Consider the following 15,192-nt stretch of genomic DNA (forward strand, 5'->3'; position numbering starts at 1 on the left):
CCCCTCCTGTATGTTTTGACCTAGAGTGGATCATTCCTCACAATGCGCGGCGATGCCAGCACAAACCGGCCCAGCCATCGCCCTGAGCGACGTTTCCAAGGCTTTTGGCGCGACGGTGGCGCTCGATCGCGTGTCGCTCACCATCGCGGCGGGCAGCTTCGTCGCGCTGGTCGGCCAATCGGGATCGGGAAAATCCACGCTTCTCAAGGTGATAAACCGTCTGGTCGAGCCCGATTGCGGCAGCGTGACGATCGATGGCGCGCCGCGCGATCAAGCGGCACCCCATCTGCTTCGCCGCCAAATCGGATATGTCTTTCAGTCGATCGGGCTGTTCCCGCACATGACGGTGGCCGAGAACATCGCGATCGGCCTGCGCATTGCGGGCGCGCGCGATACGCGCGCGCGAGTCGCGGAGCTGCTGACGCTGGTCGACCTGCCGGGGGAGGTTGCGGAGCGGATGCCGGACCAGCTGTCGGGCGGACAGCGCCAGCGGGTCGGCGTCGCCCGCGCGCTGGCGACCGCGCCGGGGTGCCTGTTGATGGACGAGCCGTTCGGCGCGCTCGATCCCGTCACGCGCGATGAGCTGGGCCGGGCAGTGCGCACGCTGCACGACCGGCTGGGGCTGACCACCGTCATGGTGACGCATGACATGGCCGAGGCACTGTTGCTGGCCGACCGGGTGCTGGTGATGCAGGCGGGGCGGATCGTCGCCGATGCGACCCCGACGGCACTGGCACGCGGTGAAGGCGGGCCGGATGCGCAGGCGCTAATTGCGGTGCCGATGCGCCAGGCCGATGCGCTCGAGGCGCTGAAGGCATGAGCGACGCCTTTACCCGCGTGCCCGAATTGATGGCGAGCCATTTGCTGCTGGCGATGGCGGCGCTGGCGCTGGGAATTGCGATCAGCCTGCCGCTGGCGGTGGCGGCGGCGCGGCATCCGCGACTTGGCCGCGTCGTCCTCGGCGCGGCGAGCCTGATCCAGACGATCCCGTCGCTGGCGCTGCTCGCGCTGTTCTACCCGGTGCTACTGGCGTTGCGCGGGCTGGTCGGCGACTGGGTGCCGGCGCTCGGCTTCCTCCCCGCGCTGCTCGCGCTGACGCTCTATGCGATCCTGCCGGTGTTGCGGAATGCGACGACGGCGCTGGTGACGCTCGACCCGGCGCTGCGTGAGGCGGCGGACGGCGTAGGCATGACCGCGCGGCAGAAGCTGTGGTTGGTCGAGGCACCGATCGCCGCGCCGGTCGTGATGGCGGGCATCCGCACCGCGGCGGTGTGGACGATCGGCGCGGCGACCCTGTCCACCACGGTGGGCCAGCCGAGCCTGGGCGATCTGATCTTCGCCGGATTGCAGACGCAGAATTGGGCGCTGGTGCTGGCCGGGTGCATCGGGGCGGCGGCGCTGGCGATGGGGGTCGATTTGATCCTGTCGGTTGCCGAGGGCGGCATCCGCAACCGCATGCCGATGCTGGTGCGGATGAGCGCGGGGACCTTGCTCGCCGCGATCTGTGCCGCCGCGTTTGCGCTGGCCCCGGCGACGGGCGGGCAGACGGTGGTGGTGGGCGCCAAGGGCTTTTCGGAGCAGTTCATCCTCGCCCGGCTGATCGGCCAGCGGCTGGAGGCGGCGGGCTATCGCGTCGAATATCGCGAGGGGCTGGGGTCGGCGGTGGCGTTCGGCGCGCTCGCGGGGGGCGATGTCGATGTCTATGTCGATTATTCGGGGACGATCTGGACCAACCAGATGCAGCGCAGCGATGTGCCGCCGCGTGAGGCGATCGTCACCGGCGTGGGCGACTGGGCGCGGGCCGAACATGGTGTCGGCATGTTCGGGTCGCTGGGATTCGAAAATGCCTATGCCTTTGCGATGCGCGGCGATGACGCGCGGCGGCGTGGAATCGCGACGTTGGCCGATCTGGCCGCGCAGGCACCGCGGCTCGACCTCGCCACCGATGTCGAGTTTCTGGAGCGGCCCGAATGGCGGGCGGTGCGCGATGCCTATGGCCTGCGCTTCAAGTCGGCGCGGCCCTATCAGCCGACCTTCATGTATCGCGCGCTGGCGAGCGGGCGGGCGGACGTGATCCCGGCCTTCTCATCCGACGGGCGGATCGCGGCGGATAAGCTGGTCGTGCTGGACGATCCCAAGGGGGCGATTCCCGGCTATGACGCGATCCTGCTGGTCGCGCCGGACCGGGTGGAGGATGCGCGGTTCGAGGCGGCGCTACGGCCGCTGGTCGGCAAGATCCCGGTCGCCGCGATGCGCGAGACGAATCTGATGGTCGACCGGGATGTGAACAAGCGCACGCCGGACGAGGCGGCGCGGTGGCTGGCGACGAAGGTCGGGCTTTAGTCGACCAGCGCGTCGATCGCGCGGGCCATATCGATGTCGCGGCCCGACAGGCCGCCAGCGTCGTGGGTGGTCAGGAGGATGTCGACGCGGTTCCAGACGTTCGACCATTCGGGGTGATGATCGGCCTTTTCCGCCAGCAGCGCGACCTGCGTCATGAAGGCGAAGGCCTGGCTGAAATCGTCGAAGGTGAAGCTGCGCGTGATTGCGTCGCGGCCCGTGTCGTGATCCCATTCGGGCAGCCCTTCGAGCGCGTCGTCGCGTTCCGCCTGGCTCAGTTGTTCGACCATTCTTCCCCTCCGGAGCTGCGTGCGGCATAGCCGGGGCCATGACCGCTGTGACCGAGACCTTTGCGCCAAGTGCCGAACAGATGGAAGCGCTCGCGCGCGCGGCGCTGGCGCGGATTCCCGAACCGTTCGCCAGCCATCTGCCCGACATCGTGCTGATCGTCGAAGACTTTGCCGATGACGACACGCTGCGCGAGATGGGGATGGAGGACCCGTTCGAGCTGACCGGCCTCTATTCGGGGCGGCCGGTGGGCGAGAAGGAGGGATCCGCGCCCGGCGAAATCCCTCAGCCTGACACGATCCACCTCTACCGCGTCCCGCTGCTCGCCGAATGGGTCGAAACGGGCGTCAGCCTGGAGGCGCTGGTCACCCATGTCGTGGTGCATGAGGTGGGGCATCATTTCGGGTTGAGCGACGACGATATGCACGCGCTGGAAGACAGCGTCGCGTGAGCGATTGCGGCATCCGGCTGGAGGGCGTGGCGTGCGCGCGCGGCGGGCGGATGCTGTTCGAAGGGCTCGACCTGAGCCTTCAGCCGGGTGGCGGGGTGCTGGTGACCGGGCCGAATGGCGCGGGCAAGTCGAGCTTGATCCGGATCATCGCGGGGTTGCTCAAGGCGAGCGCCGGGCGGGTGTCGGTGACGGGCGAGAAGGCGCTGCTGGCCGAGGCGGCGGGGCTGGACCCGGAATTGCCGGTTGGGGAAGCGTTGCGCTTCTGGGCCGGATTGGATGGGCGGCGCGATGCGGTCGAAGGGGCGCTGGAGGCGGTCGGCCTGCCGCACCTCTACCCCGTGCCGGTGCGGATGCTGTCGACAGGACAGCGCAAGCGCGTCGCGATTGCGCGGGTGGTGGCGAGCGGGGCGCCGATCTGGTTGCTCGACGAGCCGGCCAACGGCCTGGACCATGGCGCGATCGGGGTGCTGGGTGGACTGATCGCGGCGCATCGCGCGGCGGGCGGCATTGCGGTGGTGGCGACGCATCTGCCAATCCGGATGCAGGGCGCGGGCGAGATCGTGATCGGGGGCAGCGCGTGAGCGGGTTCGGCGCACTGGTCGCGCGCGAACTGCGCCGGGCATGGGCGGCGGGCGGGCTGACGCTGCCGATCGCCTTCTTCCTGCTGGTGGCCGTGTTGTTTCCGTTTGCGGTGGGGCCGGAGCCGAAATTGCTGGCGCGGATTGGCGGCGGGGTGATCTGGGCGGCGGCGTTGCTCGCGGCGTTGCTGCCGGTCGAGCGGCTGGTTGCACCCGATCTGGAGAGCGGGGTGCTCGATCAATTGGCGGTGCGCGGCTGGAACGACGCGAGCGTCGCGGCGGCGAAGATCGTCGGGCATTGGCTGGGCTTTGCCCCTGCCCTGCTGCTGGCGTGCGCGGTGGCGAGCGGGTTGCTGGGCCTCTCGCTCGAACAGGCGCTGGCGGCGGGGGTGAGTTTGCTCATCGGCACGCCGGGGCTGGCGGCACTGGGCGTGGCGACCGCCGCGCTAACGGCAGGGCTGCGCGGTGCGGGTGCGGTGGCGGGGCTGGTGATGCTCCCCTTCGCGGTGCCGCTGCTGATCTTTGGCGCGGGCGCGATGGGGAATGATCCGAGCGCGATGAAGCTGCTGGGGGCGGTGAGTTTGCTGCTGGTGGCCGGGTGCCCGTTCGTGGCGGGCGCGGCGACGCGGATGGGGCGGGGTTAGGCGTCGGGGGGAAGCTCGTCTGCATAGACGACAATCGCGCTCCCCGTATCAAGGGCATGCGCCTGTGCCTCCGCAAGAACGGGGTCCGATTGCGGGTCAACGGAATTCAGTTCCTTGCCCTTTTCGAGGCGCGCAAGCATCCAGCCTGCTCCAATCATCGCGCCGCCGGCCTTGCGTTGGCCAGCTTCGAAATCGGGCGCAGTGACAAAGACGAGCATGGCGTGCCGCGCGCCGGGGCGGCGACCGTCAACTTGATCGGCGACAGCAGTAGCCAGAAATACGAACAGGTTGTTCAAGACTGACTCCACCGCGCAAAGATCGCCGTCGGCAGGACCAGCCCCCTGGCCTCTTCGCGCACGCCGAGTTCGCCGCATTCGACCTTCCCGCCGAGGTCGGCGAAATGCTGGTTGAGCAGTTCCCCGATCGCCAGCGCCGACATGCGGATCGCGTAGACGGTCAGGAACAGGAAGCGCGAGTCGGCGTCCAATAGCTGGCGGCAATCGGCGATCAGGCCGGGGAGGTCGCGTTCGAGCTGCCACACTTCGCCGGTCGGGCCGCGACCGTATTTTGGCGGGTCGAGCAGGATGCCGTCATAGCGGCGACCGCGGCGTACCTCGCGCGCGACGAACTTGGCGGCGTCGTCGATGATCCAGCGGACGGGCTTGTCGGTCATGTTCGACAGCGCGGCATTGCCCTTGGCCGCATCGACCGACTTCTTCGACGCATCGACATGGACGAGTTTGGCACCCGTTGCCGCCATCGCGAGCGTGCCGACGCCGGTATAGCCGAACAGGTTCATGACCTCGGGCGCGTCGACCCCTGCGGTCTGTTCGCGCATCCAGCTCCACACCGGCGCCATGTCGGGGAAGAAGCCGAGATGGCGGAAGGGGGTGGTCTGGGCGGTGAACTTCGCCTCGTTCCAGGCGAGCGGCCAGCCTTCGCGCGGGACCGGCTTGGTGAACACCCAGCGGCCGCCGCCCTCGTCGTCGGGCGCAGGCATGAATTCGCCATGCGCGTCCCAGTCGGGCGACGCGGGCGCCCACATCGCCTGCGGCTCGGGGCGGATGAAGCGGTAATCGCCATAGCGTTCGAGCTTGCGGCCATGGCCTGAGTCGACGAGGCCGTAATCGGCCCAGGGCTCGCCGGTGAGGGTGATGAGGTTCATCTGGCCTTTAGCGCCTGTCCGTCGCCAAAAATCAACCGTCACCCCGGACTTGTTCCGGGGTCCATCGGGAGGCAGGCGTAGAGCAAGCGGCTCAAGCTTCGCGCGGGAGGCGGAGTGGACCCCGGCACAGGGCCGGGGTGACGATCAGGAATTGGGCGTCCCGCGCTCCGCGACATAGCCGGTGATCGCCTCGAACGTCGCGGGGAGCACGTCATAGCGTTCCTCGCGGTCGAACAGGTCGCCGACTCGCGCGGGCAAGGTCGGGCGGATGCCGGTGGCGCGTTCGACCGCATCGTCGAACTTGGCCGGGTGGGCCGTCGCGAGGGTGACGATCGGCACGTGCGGCGGGAGCGCGATCCGCTGCGCGGCGGCGAGGCCGATGGCGGTGTGGGGGTCGAGAATCTCGTCGGCGCGGGCATGCGCCCAGGCCATGGCGCGCGACATGTCGTCCGCCTCGATCCGGTCGCTGGCGAACAAGGATGCCGCGCCCTGCTGCTGCGCGTTGGTCAGGCGCATCGCCTTGCTCGATTCGAATCCGGCCATCTGTGCAGCGAGCGCGGGGCCGTCGCGCCCGGCAAGGTCGAACAACAGGCGTTCGAAGTTGGAGCTGACCTGGATGTCCATGCTCGGCGCGGCGGTGGGCGTGACGGTGCCCGCCGAATAATCGCCGCTGGAGAGCGCGCGGTGGAGGATGTCGTTGACGTTGGTCGCGACGATCAGCTTGGCGACCGGCAGGCCCATCTTCGCCGCGACATAACCGGCGAACACATCGCCGAAATTGCCGGTGGGAACGCTGAACGCGACTTCGCGCGCCGGGGCGCCGAGGCGGACGGCGGCGTAGAAATAATACACCACCTGCGCCATCAGCCGCGCCCAGTTGATCGAATTGACTGCGGTGACGTGGAAGCGGCCCGAGAAATCGGCGTCGTTGAACATCGCCTTTACCAGCGCCTGGGCGTCGTCGAAGCTGCCTTCAATGGCGATGTTATGGACGTTGGGCGCGAGCACGGTGGTCATCTGGCGGCGCTGAACGTCGCTGACCCGCCCCTTGGGGTGGAGCATGAAGATGTCGATCCCCTCACGCCCCGCCACCGCGTCGATCGCGGCCGAGCCGGTGTCACCGCTGGTCGCGCCGACGATGGTGAGGTGGCGGTCGGTGCCGGTCAGGAACTTCTCGAACAACAGCCCGAGCAGTTGCAGCGCGACATCCTTGAACGCCAGCGTGGGGCCGTGGAACAGCTCGAGCAGAAAATGGCGGTGGTCGAGCTGAATCAGCGGGGTCACCGCGTCATGGCTGAACCGGCCATAGGCGCGGGTGCAGAGGTCGCGCAGCTCGGCTTCGGTCAGGCTGCCCGCGACGAACGGGGCCATGACCCGCACGGCGGTCTCGACATAGGACAGGCCGGCCATGTCGGCGATCTGGTCGGGCGTGAAGCGCGGCCATTCGACGGGAATGTAGAGGCCGCCGTCGCTCGCAAGACCAGCGAGGGTGACTTCACGGAAATCGAGTTCGGGCGCGGTGCCGCGCGTGCTCTGGTAGCGCATGGCGGGGGAACTAGCCCCCGGACCGAGATGCGGCAAGAAAGACTAGCTTTGCGGGGGCGCGGGTGGCGATGCGGTGCGACGCGCGCGGAGACGCAGTGCCAGCAGGTAGATCACCACCGCGATGCCCGCGAACAGGAACCATTGCACCGCATAGGCGAGGTGATTGTTCGGCACGCTCGACGGGTCGGGCGGGGCGCTGGCGGACAGGCCCGGCGCGGGAGCGTCGGCGACGAGCATCAGGTTGCGCGGCGGGCGCTTGCCGAACAGCGATGCCAGTAGCGGCGTCGAATCGGGGGCGTGGGTGATGATGCCGGTGATCGGGCCGCCCTTCCATGCCGGCTTTACGCCGGGGGCGCTGCTGACGCCCATGTCCACCTTGACGCTCATCCCCTCTGCCCCGGTGCGGCAGTCGGCGAGGTGGCGCCAGCCGCTCTTGCCGCTGGCGTCGCGGCCGGCCTGTTCGGTCCAGCCGGCGACTTCGAGGCACATCAGCCCGGCATGGCGGAACAGGTGCTCGTCCCCGACCGGCGGGCTGGGGAAGGTCATTACGGGCAGGTCGCGATTGGCGGACAGGCGGGCGAGCTGCACCGCCTTTTCCCCGCGCCGGTCGAGCTGCCAGATGCCGAGACCGATCATCGCCGCGACGGCGAGGCCGACCAGGATGGTGGGAAACAGCGGAAGCTTCATGCGTCGCGATCTTTCAGCCGCCCTTCACGCGCGGCGTTGCGATATTCGAGCGCGAGCAGCGCCCCCTTGGCCCAGCGCAGGCTGAACACGACCATCGCCACCGTGACTGGCGGCCAGATCAGCAAATGCAGCCACAGCGGCGGCTCTGCGGCCAGTTCCAGCCACACCGACAGGACGACGATGATCGTGCCGATGATCAGGGTGAGGAACGCCGCCGGGCCATCGCCGACATTGAACGCGGCGTAGTCGAGCCCGCAGTTCGGGCAGCGCTCCGCAAACTTGATCCAGCCCGCAAACAGAGAGGGCGCGCCGCATTGCGGACACGCCCCCTTGAATGCCGACTCCGTGACCGGAGGTGCGCTGTGGTCCATCAGCCGTGGACCGGCGCGCCCCAGCCGCCCCACACATAGACGGTGACGAAGAGGAACAGCCACACCACGTCGACGAAGTGCCAGTACCAGGCAGCGGCTTCGAAGCCGAAATGCTGGCGCGGGGTGAAATCGCCCTGATAGGTGCGCAGCAGGCAGACCATCAGGAAGATGGTGCCGACGATCACGTGGAAACCGTGGAAGCCGGTCGCCATGTAGAAGGCCGACGAATAGTTGGTCTTGCCGAACACGAACGGCGCATGCGCATATTCATACGCCTGGACGCCCGAGAAGATCAGGCCGAGGATGATGGTCAGCCACAGGCCCTTCTTGACCACGTCATTCTCACCCACGCCGATCGCGCCCCACAGGCCGCGCAGGGCGCCGCCGCGCTGGTTGTGGATCAGGCCGTGATGCGCCCAGGTGATGGTCGTGCCCGACAGCAGCAGGATGAAGGTGTTGAGCAGCGGCAGCTGGAACGCGTCCAGCACTTCCATACCCTTGGGCGGGAACTGCGCGGCGATATTCTGCGCCACTTCAACCACGCTGGCATGTTCGCCGCTGACCGCGATCGCGGCGGGAAACAGCGCATAGTTGAACCATGCCCAGAACCAGCCGACGAAGAACATCACTTCCGACGCGATGAACAGGATCATGCCGTAGCGCAGGTGCAGCTGGACGACCGGGGTATGGTCGCCGGCATTGGCTTCCTTGATCACGTCGACCCACCACGAAGCCATGCAGAACAGCACGGCGGCAAGGCCCGACATCATCACCCAGAAACCGGCCGGATGCTCCTTCATGTACATGAGGCCGCCCACCGCCAGCCACAGAGCGGCGAGCGAGCTGAGCATCGGCCACGGGCTGGGCGGGAGAATGTGGAAATCGTGGTTCTTGGCGCCTGCCATCGTCCGTCCCTGTTCGTTTCTGGCGTTGTTCGTCGGCTTCCCTAGCCCTTGGGCTTGGCGGAATCCACTGGGTAAAATGTGTAGGAGAGCGTGATCTTCGCAATGTCCTTCGTATCCGGATCCTTCAGGATCTTGGGATCGACGAAATAGATCACCGGCATGCGCACCGTCTCACCCGGCTGGAGCGTCTGTTCGGTGAAGCAGAAACACTGGATCTTGCTGAAATATTTCCCCGCCGCCTCGGGCGTGACATTGTAGGTCGCGGTGCCGGTAATCGGCACGGTGCCGGTGTTGGTCGCGGTGTAGAACGCCATGTCGCGCGCGCCGATCGAGATCGTGTCGGACGCGAGCTCCGGCTTGAACTTCCACGTCAGCGCGGGGCTGACATTGCTGTCGAACGCGACGGTGATCTTGCCGTCGACAGCGCCGGGCGCTGCCTCGGCGCGCATCGTGGTACCGCCAAAGCCGGTGACCTGACAGAAGAGCCGGTAGAGCGGGACGCTGGCGAAAGCGAGACCGGTCATCGCCAGCACGCCGAGCACCGCGAGCATTGCGGTGCGCAGCTTCCGGTCCTGGGGGAGTGCTGCAATCATCTGCTTCTCACTGCGCGCGAAGGGGCATGCCCATCTGGATCTTCACGATGCTGATCGCGAAGACCAGGATGACGAAGGCGAACAGCAGGATCGCGAGCACGCGGGCGCGGGACTTCTGGCGGGCGCGGATCAGGGCTTCGTCTTCGGGGGTCATGCCATCATCCTATCGGCGGCAACCGCGCCGAACAATATGAAGAGGTAGGAGATCGAATAGGCGAACAGCCGTTTTTCGGGCTTCATCGCGTCGTTGTCGCTCGCCATGCGGGTCGCGACGTGGAGCGCGAGCAGCGCGAACAGCGCGGTCGTGACGATCGACACGATTCCGTAGAGGCTGCCGGTCAGGCCCAGGGGCCAGGGCGCAATCGCCGCGACTGCCATCGGAAGGGTGTAGAGGCCGATCTGGATCCGCGTCGCCTTCTCGCCCGCCACGACGGGCAGCATCGGGACGCCGGCATTGGCGTAATCGGTCTTCACGAACAGCGCGAGCGCCCAGAAATGCGGCGGGGTCCACAGGAAGACGAGGCCGAAGAGGAGCACGGGCAACAGCGCAATCTCGCCGGTCGCCGCCGCCCAGCCGATCAGCGGCGGGAACGCCCCGGCCGCGCCGCCGATCACGATATTCTGCGGCGTGCGACGCTTCAGCCAGACGGTGTAGACCAGCACGTAGAACAGGATCGACGCGAGCAGGATGCCGGCGGCGACATAATTGACCGCAAGGCCCATCAGGATGACCGACAGCGCGGCGACGCCGACGCCGAAGTGCAGCGCCGACTGGCGATCCATGCGTCCGGCGGGCAGCGGGCGGCTCTGCGTCCGCTTCATCTTGGCGTCGAGGTCCGCCTCATACCATTGGTTGAGTGCACCCGCGGCCCCCGCACCCAGCGCAATGCACAGGATCGCGGTGAAGCCGATCACTGGATGGATCGCAGCGGGCGCCGCGAGCATGCCGCACAGGCCCGTGAACACGACCAGGCTCATCACGCGCGGCTTGGTAAGCGCAAGGAAATCGCGCCAGTCGGCGGGGATGGTCAGGGCGTGGTTGGCGACGGACATTTGTAGGGCGCTATAGGCGCGGTTGGGGCGCGGGGGAAGAGCGGTGCGTCCAACACAAAACGCCCCGGAGCTTCCCCCGGGGCGTTTCGTGTTTCAGCCGTGGCCAGCCTCAGTGATGCTTGTCGTCGGCGATCACCGGCAGGGTTTCGAACTGGTGGAACGGCGGCGGGCTGGACAGGGTCCATTCCAGCGTCGTCGCACCTTCGCCCCAGGGATTGTCGGGAGCCTTCTTACCGGCAGCGAGCGACCAGAACAGGTTGACGAAGAAGATCGCCATGCCCGCCAGCATGATCACATAGCCCCAGCTCGAAATCTCGTTCCAATAGGCATAGGCGTCCGGATAGTCCGGGTAGCGGCGCGGCATGCCCTGCAGGCCCAGGAAGTGCTGCGGGAAGAACAGCACGTTCACACCGACGAAGAACACCCAGAAGTGCAGCTGGCCGAGGAACTCGCTGTACATCTTCCCGAACATCTTCGGGAACCAGTAGTAGAAGCCCGCGAACAGGCCGAACACTGCGCCCAGCGAGAGCACATAGTGGAAGTGCGCGACCACGTAATAGGTGTCGTGCATGTAATCGTCGACGCCGCCATTCGCGAGCACGACGCCGGTGACGCCGCCCACGGTGAACAGGAAGATGAAGCCGATCGCCCAGACCATCGGGGTCTTGAAGCTCATCGACCCGCCCCACATCGTCGCGATCCACGAGAAGATCTTGATGCCGGTCGGCACCGCGATGATCATCGTCGCGGCGGTGAAGTACATCTTCACGTTCACGCTCATGCCGGTGGTGAACATGTGGTGCGCCCACACGACGAAGCCGACCACGCCGATCGCGACCATGGCGTAGGCCATACCGAGATAGCCGAACACCGGCTTGCGGCTGAAGGTCGACACGATCTGGCTGACGATGCCGAAGCCCGGCAGAATCATGATGTACACTTCGGGGTGACCGAAGAACCAGAACAGATGCTGGTACAGCACCGGATCGCCGCCGCCGGCGGGATCGTAGAAGGTGGTGCCGAAGTTACGGTCGGTCAGCAGCATCGTGATCGCGGCGGCCAGCACCGGGAGCGCGAGCAGCAGCAGGAAGGCGGTGATCAGCACCGACCACACGAACAGCGGCATCTTGTGCAGGGTCATGCCCGGCGCGCGCATGTTGAAGATGGTGGTGATGAAGTTGATCGCGCCCAGGATCGAGCTGGCACCGGCAAGGTGGAGCGAGAGAATCGCCATGTCCACCGCCGGCCCCGGCTCGCCATAGGTCGAGAGCGGGGCATAGACGGTCCAGCCGGTACCCGCACCACCACCGAAGAAGGGCGAGGCGAGCAGCAGCACGAATGCCGGGACCAGCAGCCAGAAGGACAGGTTGTTCATGCGCGGGAACGCCATGTCCGGCGCGCCAATCATAATGGGCACGAACCAGTTGCCGAAGCCGCCGATCATCGCCGGCATGACCATGAAGAACACCATGATCAGCCCGTGCGCAGTGATCAGCACGTTCCAAAAGTGGAGCGATTCGTCGAAGGTCTGCGGACCGCCATGCACGAATTCGGCGATATAGCCGAGATGCTGGATGCCCGGCTCGGCGAGTTCAAGGCGCATCACGCCCGAAATCGCACCACCGATGATCCCCGCGAGAATTGCGAAGATCAGGTAGAGCGTGCCGATATCCTTGTGGTTGGTCGACAGGAACCAGCGCGCGAAAAAGCCGGGCTTGTGATCCGCGTCGTGATGGTGGTCGTCATGCGCCTGGAAGGCGTGCGCGTCGCGTGCTGCGTCGGTCATGGCTTACTGGTCCGTGTTGCCGGTGGCGGCTTGATTGGTGGTGGCGCCCGCAGCGGTCGCATCGACGGTGTCGTTCCCCGCAGGGACGGTGCCGTTGGCCGGCGTCGTGGTGTCGTCGGCGGCATCGCTGCCCGGCTGGGCTGGCGCAGCGGCCGACGGCTTGTTCGCGGACGGCATGGTGCCGCCCTTTGCCGCGATCCACTGTGCGAAGACCTCAGGGGTCACCGCTTCGACCACGATCGGCATATAGGCGTGCCGCGCACCGCACAGCTCGCTGCACTGGCCGAAATAGACGCCCGGCTTGTCGACGGTGAAGCTGGTTTCGTTGAGGCGACCGGGGATCGCGTCCATCTTGATCCAGAACGCCGGGACAGCCCAGCTGTGGATCACGTCATTTGCGGTGGCGATCAGGCGGATCGGAGTGCCGACGGGAACGACGATGCGGTTGTCGACCGCGAGCAGGCGCGGACCGTCGACATCGGTGCGGAAGCGCTGTCCGGCCTGAACTTCGCTCTTTTCCTTGAGCATGTTGGCGGTGATCGAAATGCCGCCATGGTCGGGATATTCGTACGACCAATACCATTGGTTGCCGATCGCCTTGATCGTCACCGCATTGTCCGGCGCCGGCTTGAACTGCTTGGCGAGCAGCGCGATCGACGGCCAGGCGATGAAGGCGAGGATCAGCACCGGCACTGCGGTCCAGATGATCTCGATCAGCGTGTTGTGGCTGGTCTTGGACGGGACCGGGTTCGCCTTGCGACGATAGCGCACGATCGTCCACGCCAGCAGGACCAGCACGAAGATCGAGATCGCGGTGATGATCGGCAGCAGGATGTTGTTGTGGAAGCCCGCCGCGCTCTCGCCCAGCTTCGTCGCCTGCGGCTGAATGCCGAGCTTGCCGTCGACCGGCATGCCGATGCCTGCGACCGGCCCATTTTTATGCGTACCGTCGGGATTGAGCGTGGGATCGGCGACCTTCGCCTCCGCTGGAGCGGCCGTCGCGGCTTGTTCGACCGGGTTGCCCGGGGCGGGAACCTCCGCCGGAGCCGCCACCGTCGCGGGCGCGGGCGCCTCGGGGGCCGCTGCCACCGGTGCCTGAGCCTGGGCCATGCCCCCGGCGAGCGCAAGGCCCGCAGCCAGCACGATCGCCTTCAATCCATGCATGCGCATCGTCTCAATAAACCCCTGTCCTTCTTGCCCCTGTGCGGGGGCGCCGGCTGTTCCGGTCGCGCGGACGCAATCCGCCCTTCGAGGCTGGCCTATAGCACCTCGCGCGTTCGCCTCAAGCGTGTCGACTGCTCTTTTTGATACCGTAGTTGCGGGGGGACCGCCCGGACCCTAGATGCCCGGCGATAACAATAGCGGGGTGGACGCGTGACCGAAGACGAGGTGCTGGGCGAATTCCGAGCGGCTGAGGCGCTGCTGGAAGGGCATTTCATCCTGTCATCGGGGCTGCGCAGCCCGCGTTACCTGCAATGCGCGCGCGTGCTGATGAACCCGCGGCGCGCCGCCCGGCTGGCGGAAGCGGTGGCGGCGAACATTCCCGCCGAGCTGCGCGCGCGGATCACCGCCGTGGTTTCCCCAGCGATGGGCGGGGTGATTGCGGGACAGGAGGTCGCCCGCGCGCTTGATGTCGATGCGATGTTCGTCGAACGCCCCACCGGGACCTTCGAACTGCGGCGCGGCTTTCGCCTGACGCCGGGGCACCAGGTGTTGATGATGGAGGACGTCGTCACCACCGGTCTGTCGAGTCGCGAGGCGATGAAGGCGATTGCGCAGGCGGGGGGTGAAGTGATCGCCGCCGCGTCGCTGGTCGACCGCTCGAACGGCACCGCCGACCTGGGCGTTCCGTTCTTCCCGCTGATTCGCCTCGACGTGCCGAGCTATGAGGCCGATGCGCTCCCGCCGGAGCTGGCGGCGATCCCGGCGATCAAGCCGGGCAGCCGGGCGGCGGCGTGATGGGGCACCTTCGCCTTGGCGTGAACATCGACCATGTCGCCACCGTGCGCAATGCGCGCGGCAGCGGCTACCCCGATCCGGTCCGCGCGGCGCTGCTGGCGGCAGAGGCCGGAGCCGACGGGATCACCGCGCATCTGCGCGAGGACCGGCGGCACATCACCGACGACGATATCGCGCGGCTGGCGGCGGAGCTGACCATCCCGCTCAACCTGGAAATGGCGGCGACCGACGAGATGCTGGCAATCGCGCTGCGCCATCGCCCGCACGCCGCGTGCATCGTGCCCGAACGGCGCGAGGAGCGGACGACCGAGGGCGGCCTGGACGCGGCGGGGCAGCATAACCTGCTCGCGCCGATGGTGAGCGAACTCAAGGGCGCCAATATCCGCGTATCGCTGTTCATCGAACCCGATCCAGCGCAGATCGAGGCGGCGATCCGGCTGGGCGCGCCGGTCGTGGAACTGCACACGGGGCGCTATTGCGAGCTGGAGGGTGAAGCGCAGACCGCCGAGCTGCGCCGCATCGCCGATGCCGCCGCTCTGGCGGCGAAGAACGGGATCGAGGTGCATGCCGGGCATGGCCTGACCTTCGACAATGTCGTGCCGATCGCCGCGATCCCGCAGCTGGCGGAGCTGAATATCGGGCATTTCCTGATCGGCGAGGCGATTTTCGACGGCCTTGCGCCCGTGGTGAAGCGGATGCGCGGACTGATGGACGCGGCGCGGTGAGGGTCTTTGCGCCTGACGGCGCAGCGGCACCAGCCCGCTCCCCCACCCGGCCACCCATTTCAGAATATCCTGTCGATGGGTGGCCGGGTGGGGGAGCGGGCT

Annotated in this window: 19 protein-coding genes; 7 read left to right on the plus strand and 12 right to left on the minus strand. The window is 67.1% G+C overall.

From position 1 onward, the window contains the following. The first annotated feature begins 52 nt into the window (after positions 1-52). Positions 53-820, plus strand: a complete 768-nt coding sequence (locus ACO05N_RS03875; RefSeq protein ID WP_422055872.1) for an ATP-binding cassette domain-containing protein — start codon at positions 53-55, stop codon at positions 818-820. Then, complete coding sequence (locus tag ACO05N_RS03880; RefSeq protein WP_422055873.1) at positions 817-2,343, plus strand: ABC transporter permease/substrate-binding protein; 1,527 nt, start codon at positions 817-819, stop codon at positions 2,341-2,343. Before ACO05N_RS03875 ends, ACO05N_RS03880 begins: the two co-directional genes overlap by 4 nt. Here the strand turns inward: ACO05N_RS03880 and ACO05N_RS03885 are convergent. Next, positions 2,340-2,630, minus strand: a complete 291-nt coding sequence (locus ACO05N_RS03885; protein WP_066660334.1) for a 4a-hydroxytetrahydrobiopterin dehydratase — start codon at positions 2,628-2,630, stop codon at positions 2,340-2,342. The two genes, ACO05N_RS03880 and ACO05N_RS03885, sit on opposite strands and share 4 nt — an antisense overlap. Before the next feature lie 38 nt (positions 2,631-2,668). Between ACO05N_RS03885 and ACO05N_RS03890 the strand changes: the two genes are divergently transcribed. Genes ACO05N_RS03890 through ACO05N_RS03900 form a run of 3 tightly spaced genes read left to right on the plus strand, consistent with a single transcriptional unit; the run spans position 2,669 to position 4,301 of the window. Next, a complete protein-coding gene (locus tag ACO05N_RS03890) occupies positions 2,669-3,079 on the plus strand; it encodes a metallopeptidase family protein (protein ID WP_422055874.1) in 411 nt (136 codons plus the stop codon). Beyond that, complete coding sequence (ccmA, locus tag ACO05N_RS03895) at positions 3,076-3,660, plus strand: heme ABC exporter ATP-binding protein CcmA (protein ID WP_422055875.1); 585 nt, start codon at positions 3,076-3,078, stop codon at positions 3,658-3,660. Before ACO05N_RS03890 ends, ccmA begins: the two co-directional genes overlap by 4 nt. Beyond that, positions 3,657-4,301, plus strand: coding sequence for a heme exporter protein CcmB (locus ACO05N_RS03900; protein WP_422055876.1), 645 nt, complete (start codon positions 3,657-3,659; stop codon positions 4,299-4,301). Before ccmA ends, ACO05N_RS03900 begins: the two co-directional genes overlap by 4 nt. Here the strand turns inward: ACO05N_RS03900 and ACO05N_RS03905 are convergent. From ACO05N_RS03905 to coxB, 11 genes are all read right to left on the minus strand, one after another. Continuing rightward, positions 4,298-4,597, minus strand: a complete 300-nt coding sequence (locus ACO05N_RS03905) for a hypothetical protein (RefSeq protein WP_422055877.1) — start codon at positions 4,595-4,597, stop codon at positions 4,298-4,300. The genes ACO05N_RS03900 and ACO05N_RS03905 overlap by 4 nt on opposite strands. Then, positions 4,594-5,466, minus strand: a complete 873-nt coding sequence (locus tag ACO05N_RS03910; protein WP_422055878.1) for a class I SAM-dependent methyltransferase — start codon at positions 5,464-5,466, stop codon at positions 4,594-4,596. Before ACO05N_RS03910 ends, ACO05N_RS03905 begins: the two co-directional genes overlap by 4 nt. A 144-nt stretch (positions 5,467-5,610) precedes the next feature. Continuing rightward, a complete protein-coding gene (gene thrC / locus ACO05N_RS03915) occupies positions 5,611-7,011 on the minus strand; it encodes a threonine synthase (protein ID WP_422055879.1) in 1,401 nt (466 codons plus the stop codon). 42 nt (positions 7,012-7,053) lie between these two features. Then, positions 7,054-7,698 (minus strand): SURF1 family protein, encoded by a 645-nt coding sequence (locus tag ACO05N_RS03920; protein ID WP_422055880.1) that lies wholly within the window; start codon positions 7,696-7,698, stop codon positions 7,054-7,056. Then, entirely contained in the window at positions 7,695-8,069 is a 375-nt protein-coding gene (locus ACO05N_RS03925; protein WP_422055881.1) for a DUF983 domain-containing protein, read from the minus strand. Before ACO05N_RS03925 ends, ACO05N_RS03920 begins: the two co-directional genes overlap by 4 nt. Next, complete coding sequence (locus ACO05N_RS03930; RefSeq protein ID WP_422055882.1) at positions 8,069-8,974, minus strand: cytochrome c oxidase subunit 3; 906 nt, start codon at positions 8,972-8,974, stop codon at positions 8,069-8,071. Before ACO05N_RS03930 ends, ACO05N_RS03925 begins: the two co-directional genes overlap by 1 nt. A gap of 41 nt (positions 8,975-9,015) precedes the next feature. Beyond that, positions 9,016-9,567 carry a cytochrome c oxidase assembly protein gene (locus tag ACO05N_RS03935; RefSeq protein WP_422055883.1) on the minus strand — a complete coding sequence of 184 codons (552 nt, stop codon included), beginning with the start codon at positions 9,565-9,567 and terminating at the stop codon, positions 9,016-9,018. A gap of 7 nt (positions 9,568-9,574) precedes the next feature. Continuing rightward, positions 9,575-9,721 carry a hypothetical protein gene (locus tag ACO05N_RS03940; RefSeq protein ID WP_422055884.1) on the minus strand — a complete coding sequence of 49 codons (147 nt, stop codon included), beginning with the start codon at positions 9,719-9,721 and terminating at the stop codon, positions 9,575-9,577. Next, on the minus strand, positions 9,718-10,620 hold the full coding sequence (locus ACO05N_RS03945) for a heme o synthase (RefSeq protein WP_422055885.1): 903 nt from the start codon (positions 10,618-10,620) through the stop codon (positions 9,718-9,720). Before ACO05N_RS03945 ends, ACO05N_RS03940 begins: the two co-directional genes overlap by 4 nt. Before the next feature lie 109 nt (positions 10,621-10,729). Further along, entirely contained in the window at positions 10,730-12,406 is a 1,677-nt protein-coding gene (gene ctaD / locus ACO05N_RS03950; RefSeq protein WP_422055886.1) for a cytochrome c oxidase subunit I, read from the minus strand. Positions 12,407-12,409: 3 nt separating this feature from the next. After that, a complete protein-coding gene (coxB, locus tag ACO05N_RS03955; RefSeq protein WP_422055887.1) occupies positions 12,410-13,570 on the minus strand; it encodes a cytochrome c oxidase subunit II in 1,161 nt (386 codons plus the stop codon). Between the two features lie 210 nt (positions 13,571-13,780). Between coxB and pyrE the strand changes: the two genes are divergently transcribed. After that, positions 13,781-14,365 carry an orotate phosphoribosyltransferase gene (pyrE, locus tag ACO05N_RS03960; RefSeq protein WP_422055888.1) on the plus strand — a complete coding sequence of 195 codons (585 nt, stop codon included), beginning with the start codon at positions 13,781-13,783 and terminating at the stop codon, positions 14,363-14,365. After that, a complete protein-coding gene (locus tag ACO05N_RS03965) occupies positions 14,365-15,090 on the plus strand; it encodes a pyridoxine 5'-phosphate synthase (RefSeq protein WP_422055889.1) in 726 nt (241 codons plus the stop codon). The genes pyrE and ACO05N_RS03965 overlap by 1 nt, the downstream gene beginning before the upstream one ends. The last annotated feature ends 102 nt before the right edge of the window (positions 15,091-15,192 follow it).

Source organism: Sphingomonas sp. (assembly GCF_965227385.1).
Classification (GTDB): domain Bacteria; phylum Pseudomonadota; class Alphaproteobacteria; order Sphingomonadales; family Sphingomonadaceae; genus Sphingomonas.

Excerpts from the sequence above, each read along its gene's own strand:
- ctaD (WP_422055886.1), bottom strand. The coding sequence starts at position 12,406 with ATGACCGACGCAGCACGCGACGCGCACGCCTTCCAGGCGCATGACGAC.
- ACO05N_RS03935 (WP_422055883.1), bottom strand. The coding sequence starts at position 9,567 with ATGATTGCAGCACTCCCCCAGGACCGGAAGCTGCGCACCGCAATGCTC.
- ACO05N_RS03920 (WP_422055880.1), bottom strand. The coding sequence starts at position 7,698 with ATGAAGCTTCCGCTGTTTCCCACCATCCTGGTCGGCCTCGCCGTCGCG.
- ACO05N_RS03965 (WP_422055889.1), top strand. The coding sequence starts at position 14,365 with ATGGGGCACCTTCGCCTTGGCGTGAACATCGACCATGTCGCCACCGTG.
- ACO05N_RS03880 (WP_422055873.1), top strand. The coding sequence starts at position 817 with ATGAGCGACGCCTTTACCCGCGTGCCCGAATTGATGGCGAGCCATTTG.
- ACO05N_RS03875 (WP_422055872.1), top strand. The coding sequence starts at position 53 with ATGCCAGCACAAACCGGCCCAGCCATCGCCCTGAGCGACGTTTCCAAG.
- ACO05N_RS03890 (WP_422055874.1), top strand. The coding sequence starts at position 2,669 with ATGACCGCTGTGACCGAGACCTTTGCGCCAAGTGCCGAACAGATGGAA.
- ACO05N_RS03945 (WP_422055885.1), bottom strand. The coding sequence starts at position 10,620 with ATGTCCGTCGCCAACCACGCCCTGACCATCCCCGCCGACTGGCGCGAT.
- ACO05N_RS03910 (WP_422055878.1), bottom strand. The coding sequence starts at position 5,466 with ATGAACCTCATCACCCTCACCGGCGAGCCCTGGGCCGATTACGGCCTC.
- ACO05N_RS03885 (WP_066660334.1), bottom strand. The coding sequence starts at position 2,630 with ATGGTCGAACAACTGAGCCAGGCGGAACGCGACGACGCGCTCGAAGGG.
- ACO05N_RS03930 (WP_422055882.1), bottom strand. The coding sequence starts at position 8,974 with ATGGCAGGCGCCAAGAACCACGATTTCCACATTCTCCCGCCCAGCCCG.
- ACO05N_RS03925 (WP_422055881.1), bottom strand. The coding sequence starts at position 8,069 with ATGGACCACAGCGCACCTCCGGTCACGGAGTCGGCATTCAAGGGGGCG.
- thrC (WP_422055879.1), bottom strand. The coding sequence starts at position 7,011 with ATGCGCTACCAGAGCACGCGCGGCACCGCGCCCGAACTCGATTTCCGT.
- ACO05N_RS03940 (WP_422055884.1), bottom strand. The coding sequence starts at position 9,721 with ATGACCCCCGAAGACGAAGCCCTGATCCGCGCCCGCCAGAAGTCCCGC.
- coxB (WP_422055887.1), bottom strand. The coding sequence starts at position 13,570 with ATGCATGGATTGAAGGCGATCGTGCTGGCTGCGGGCCTTGCGCTCGCC.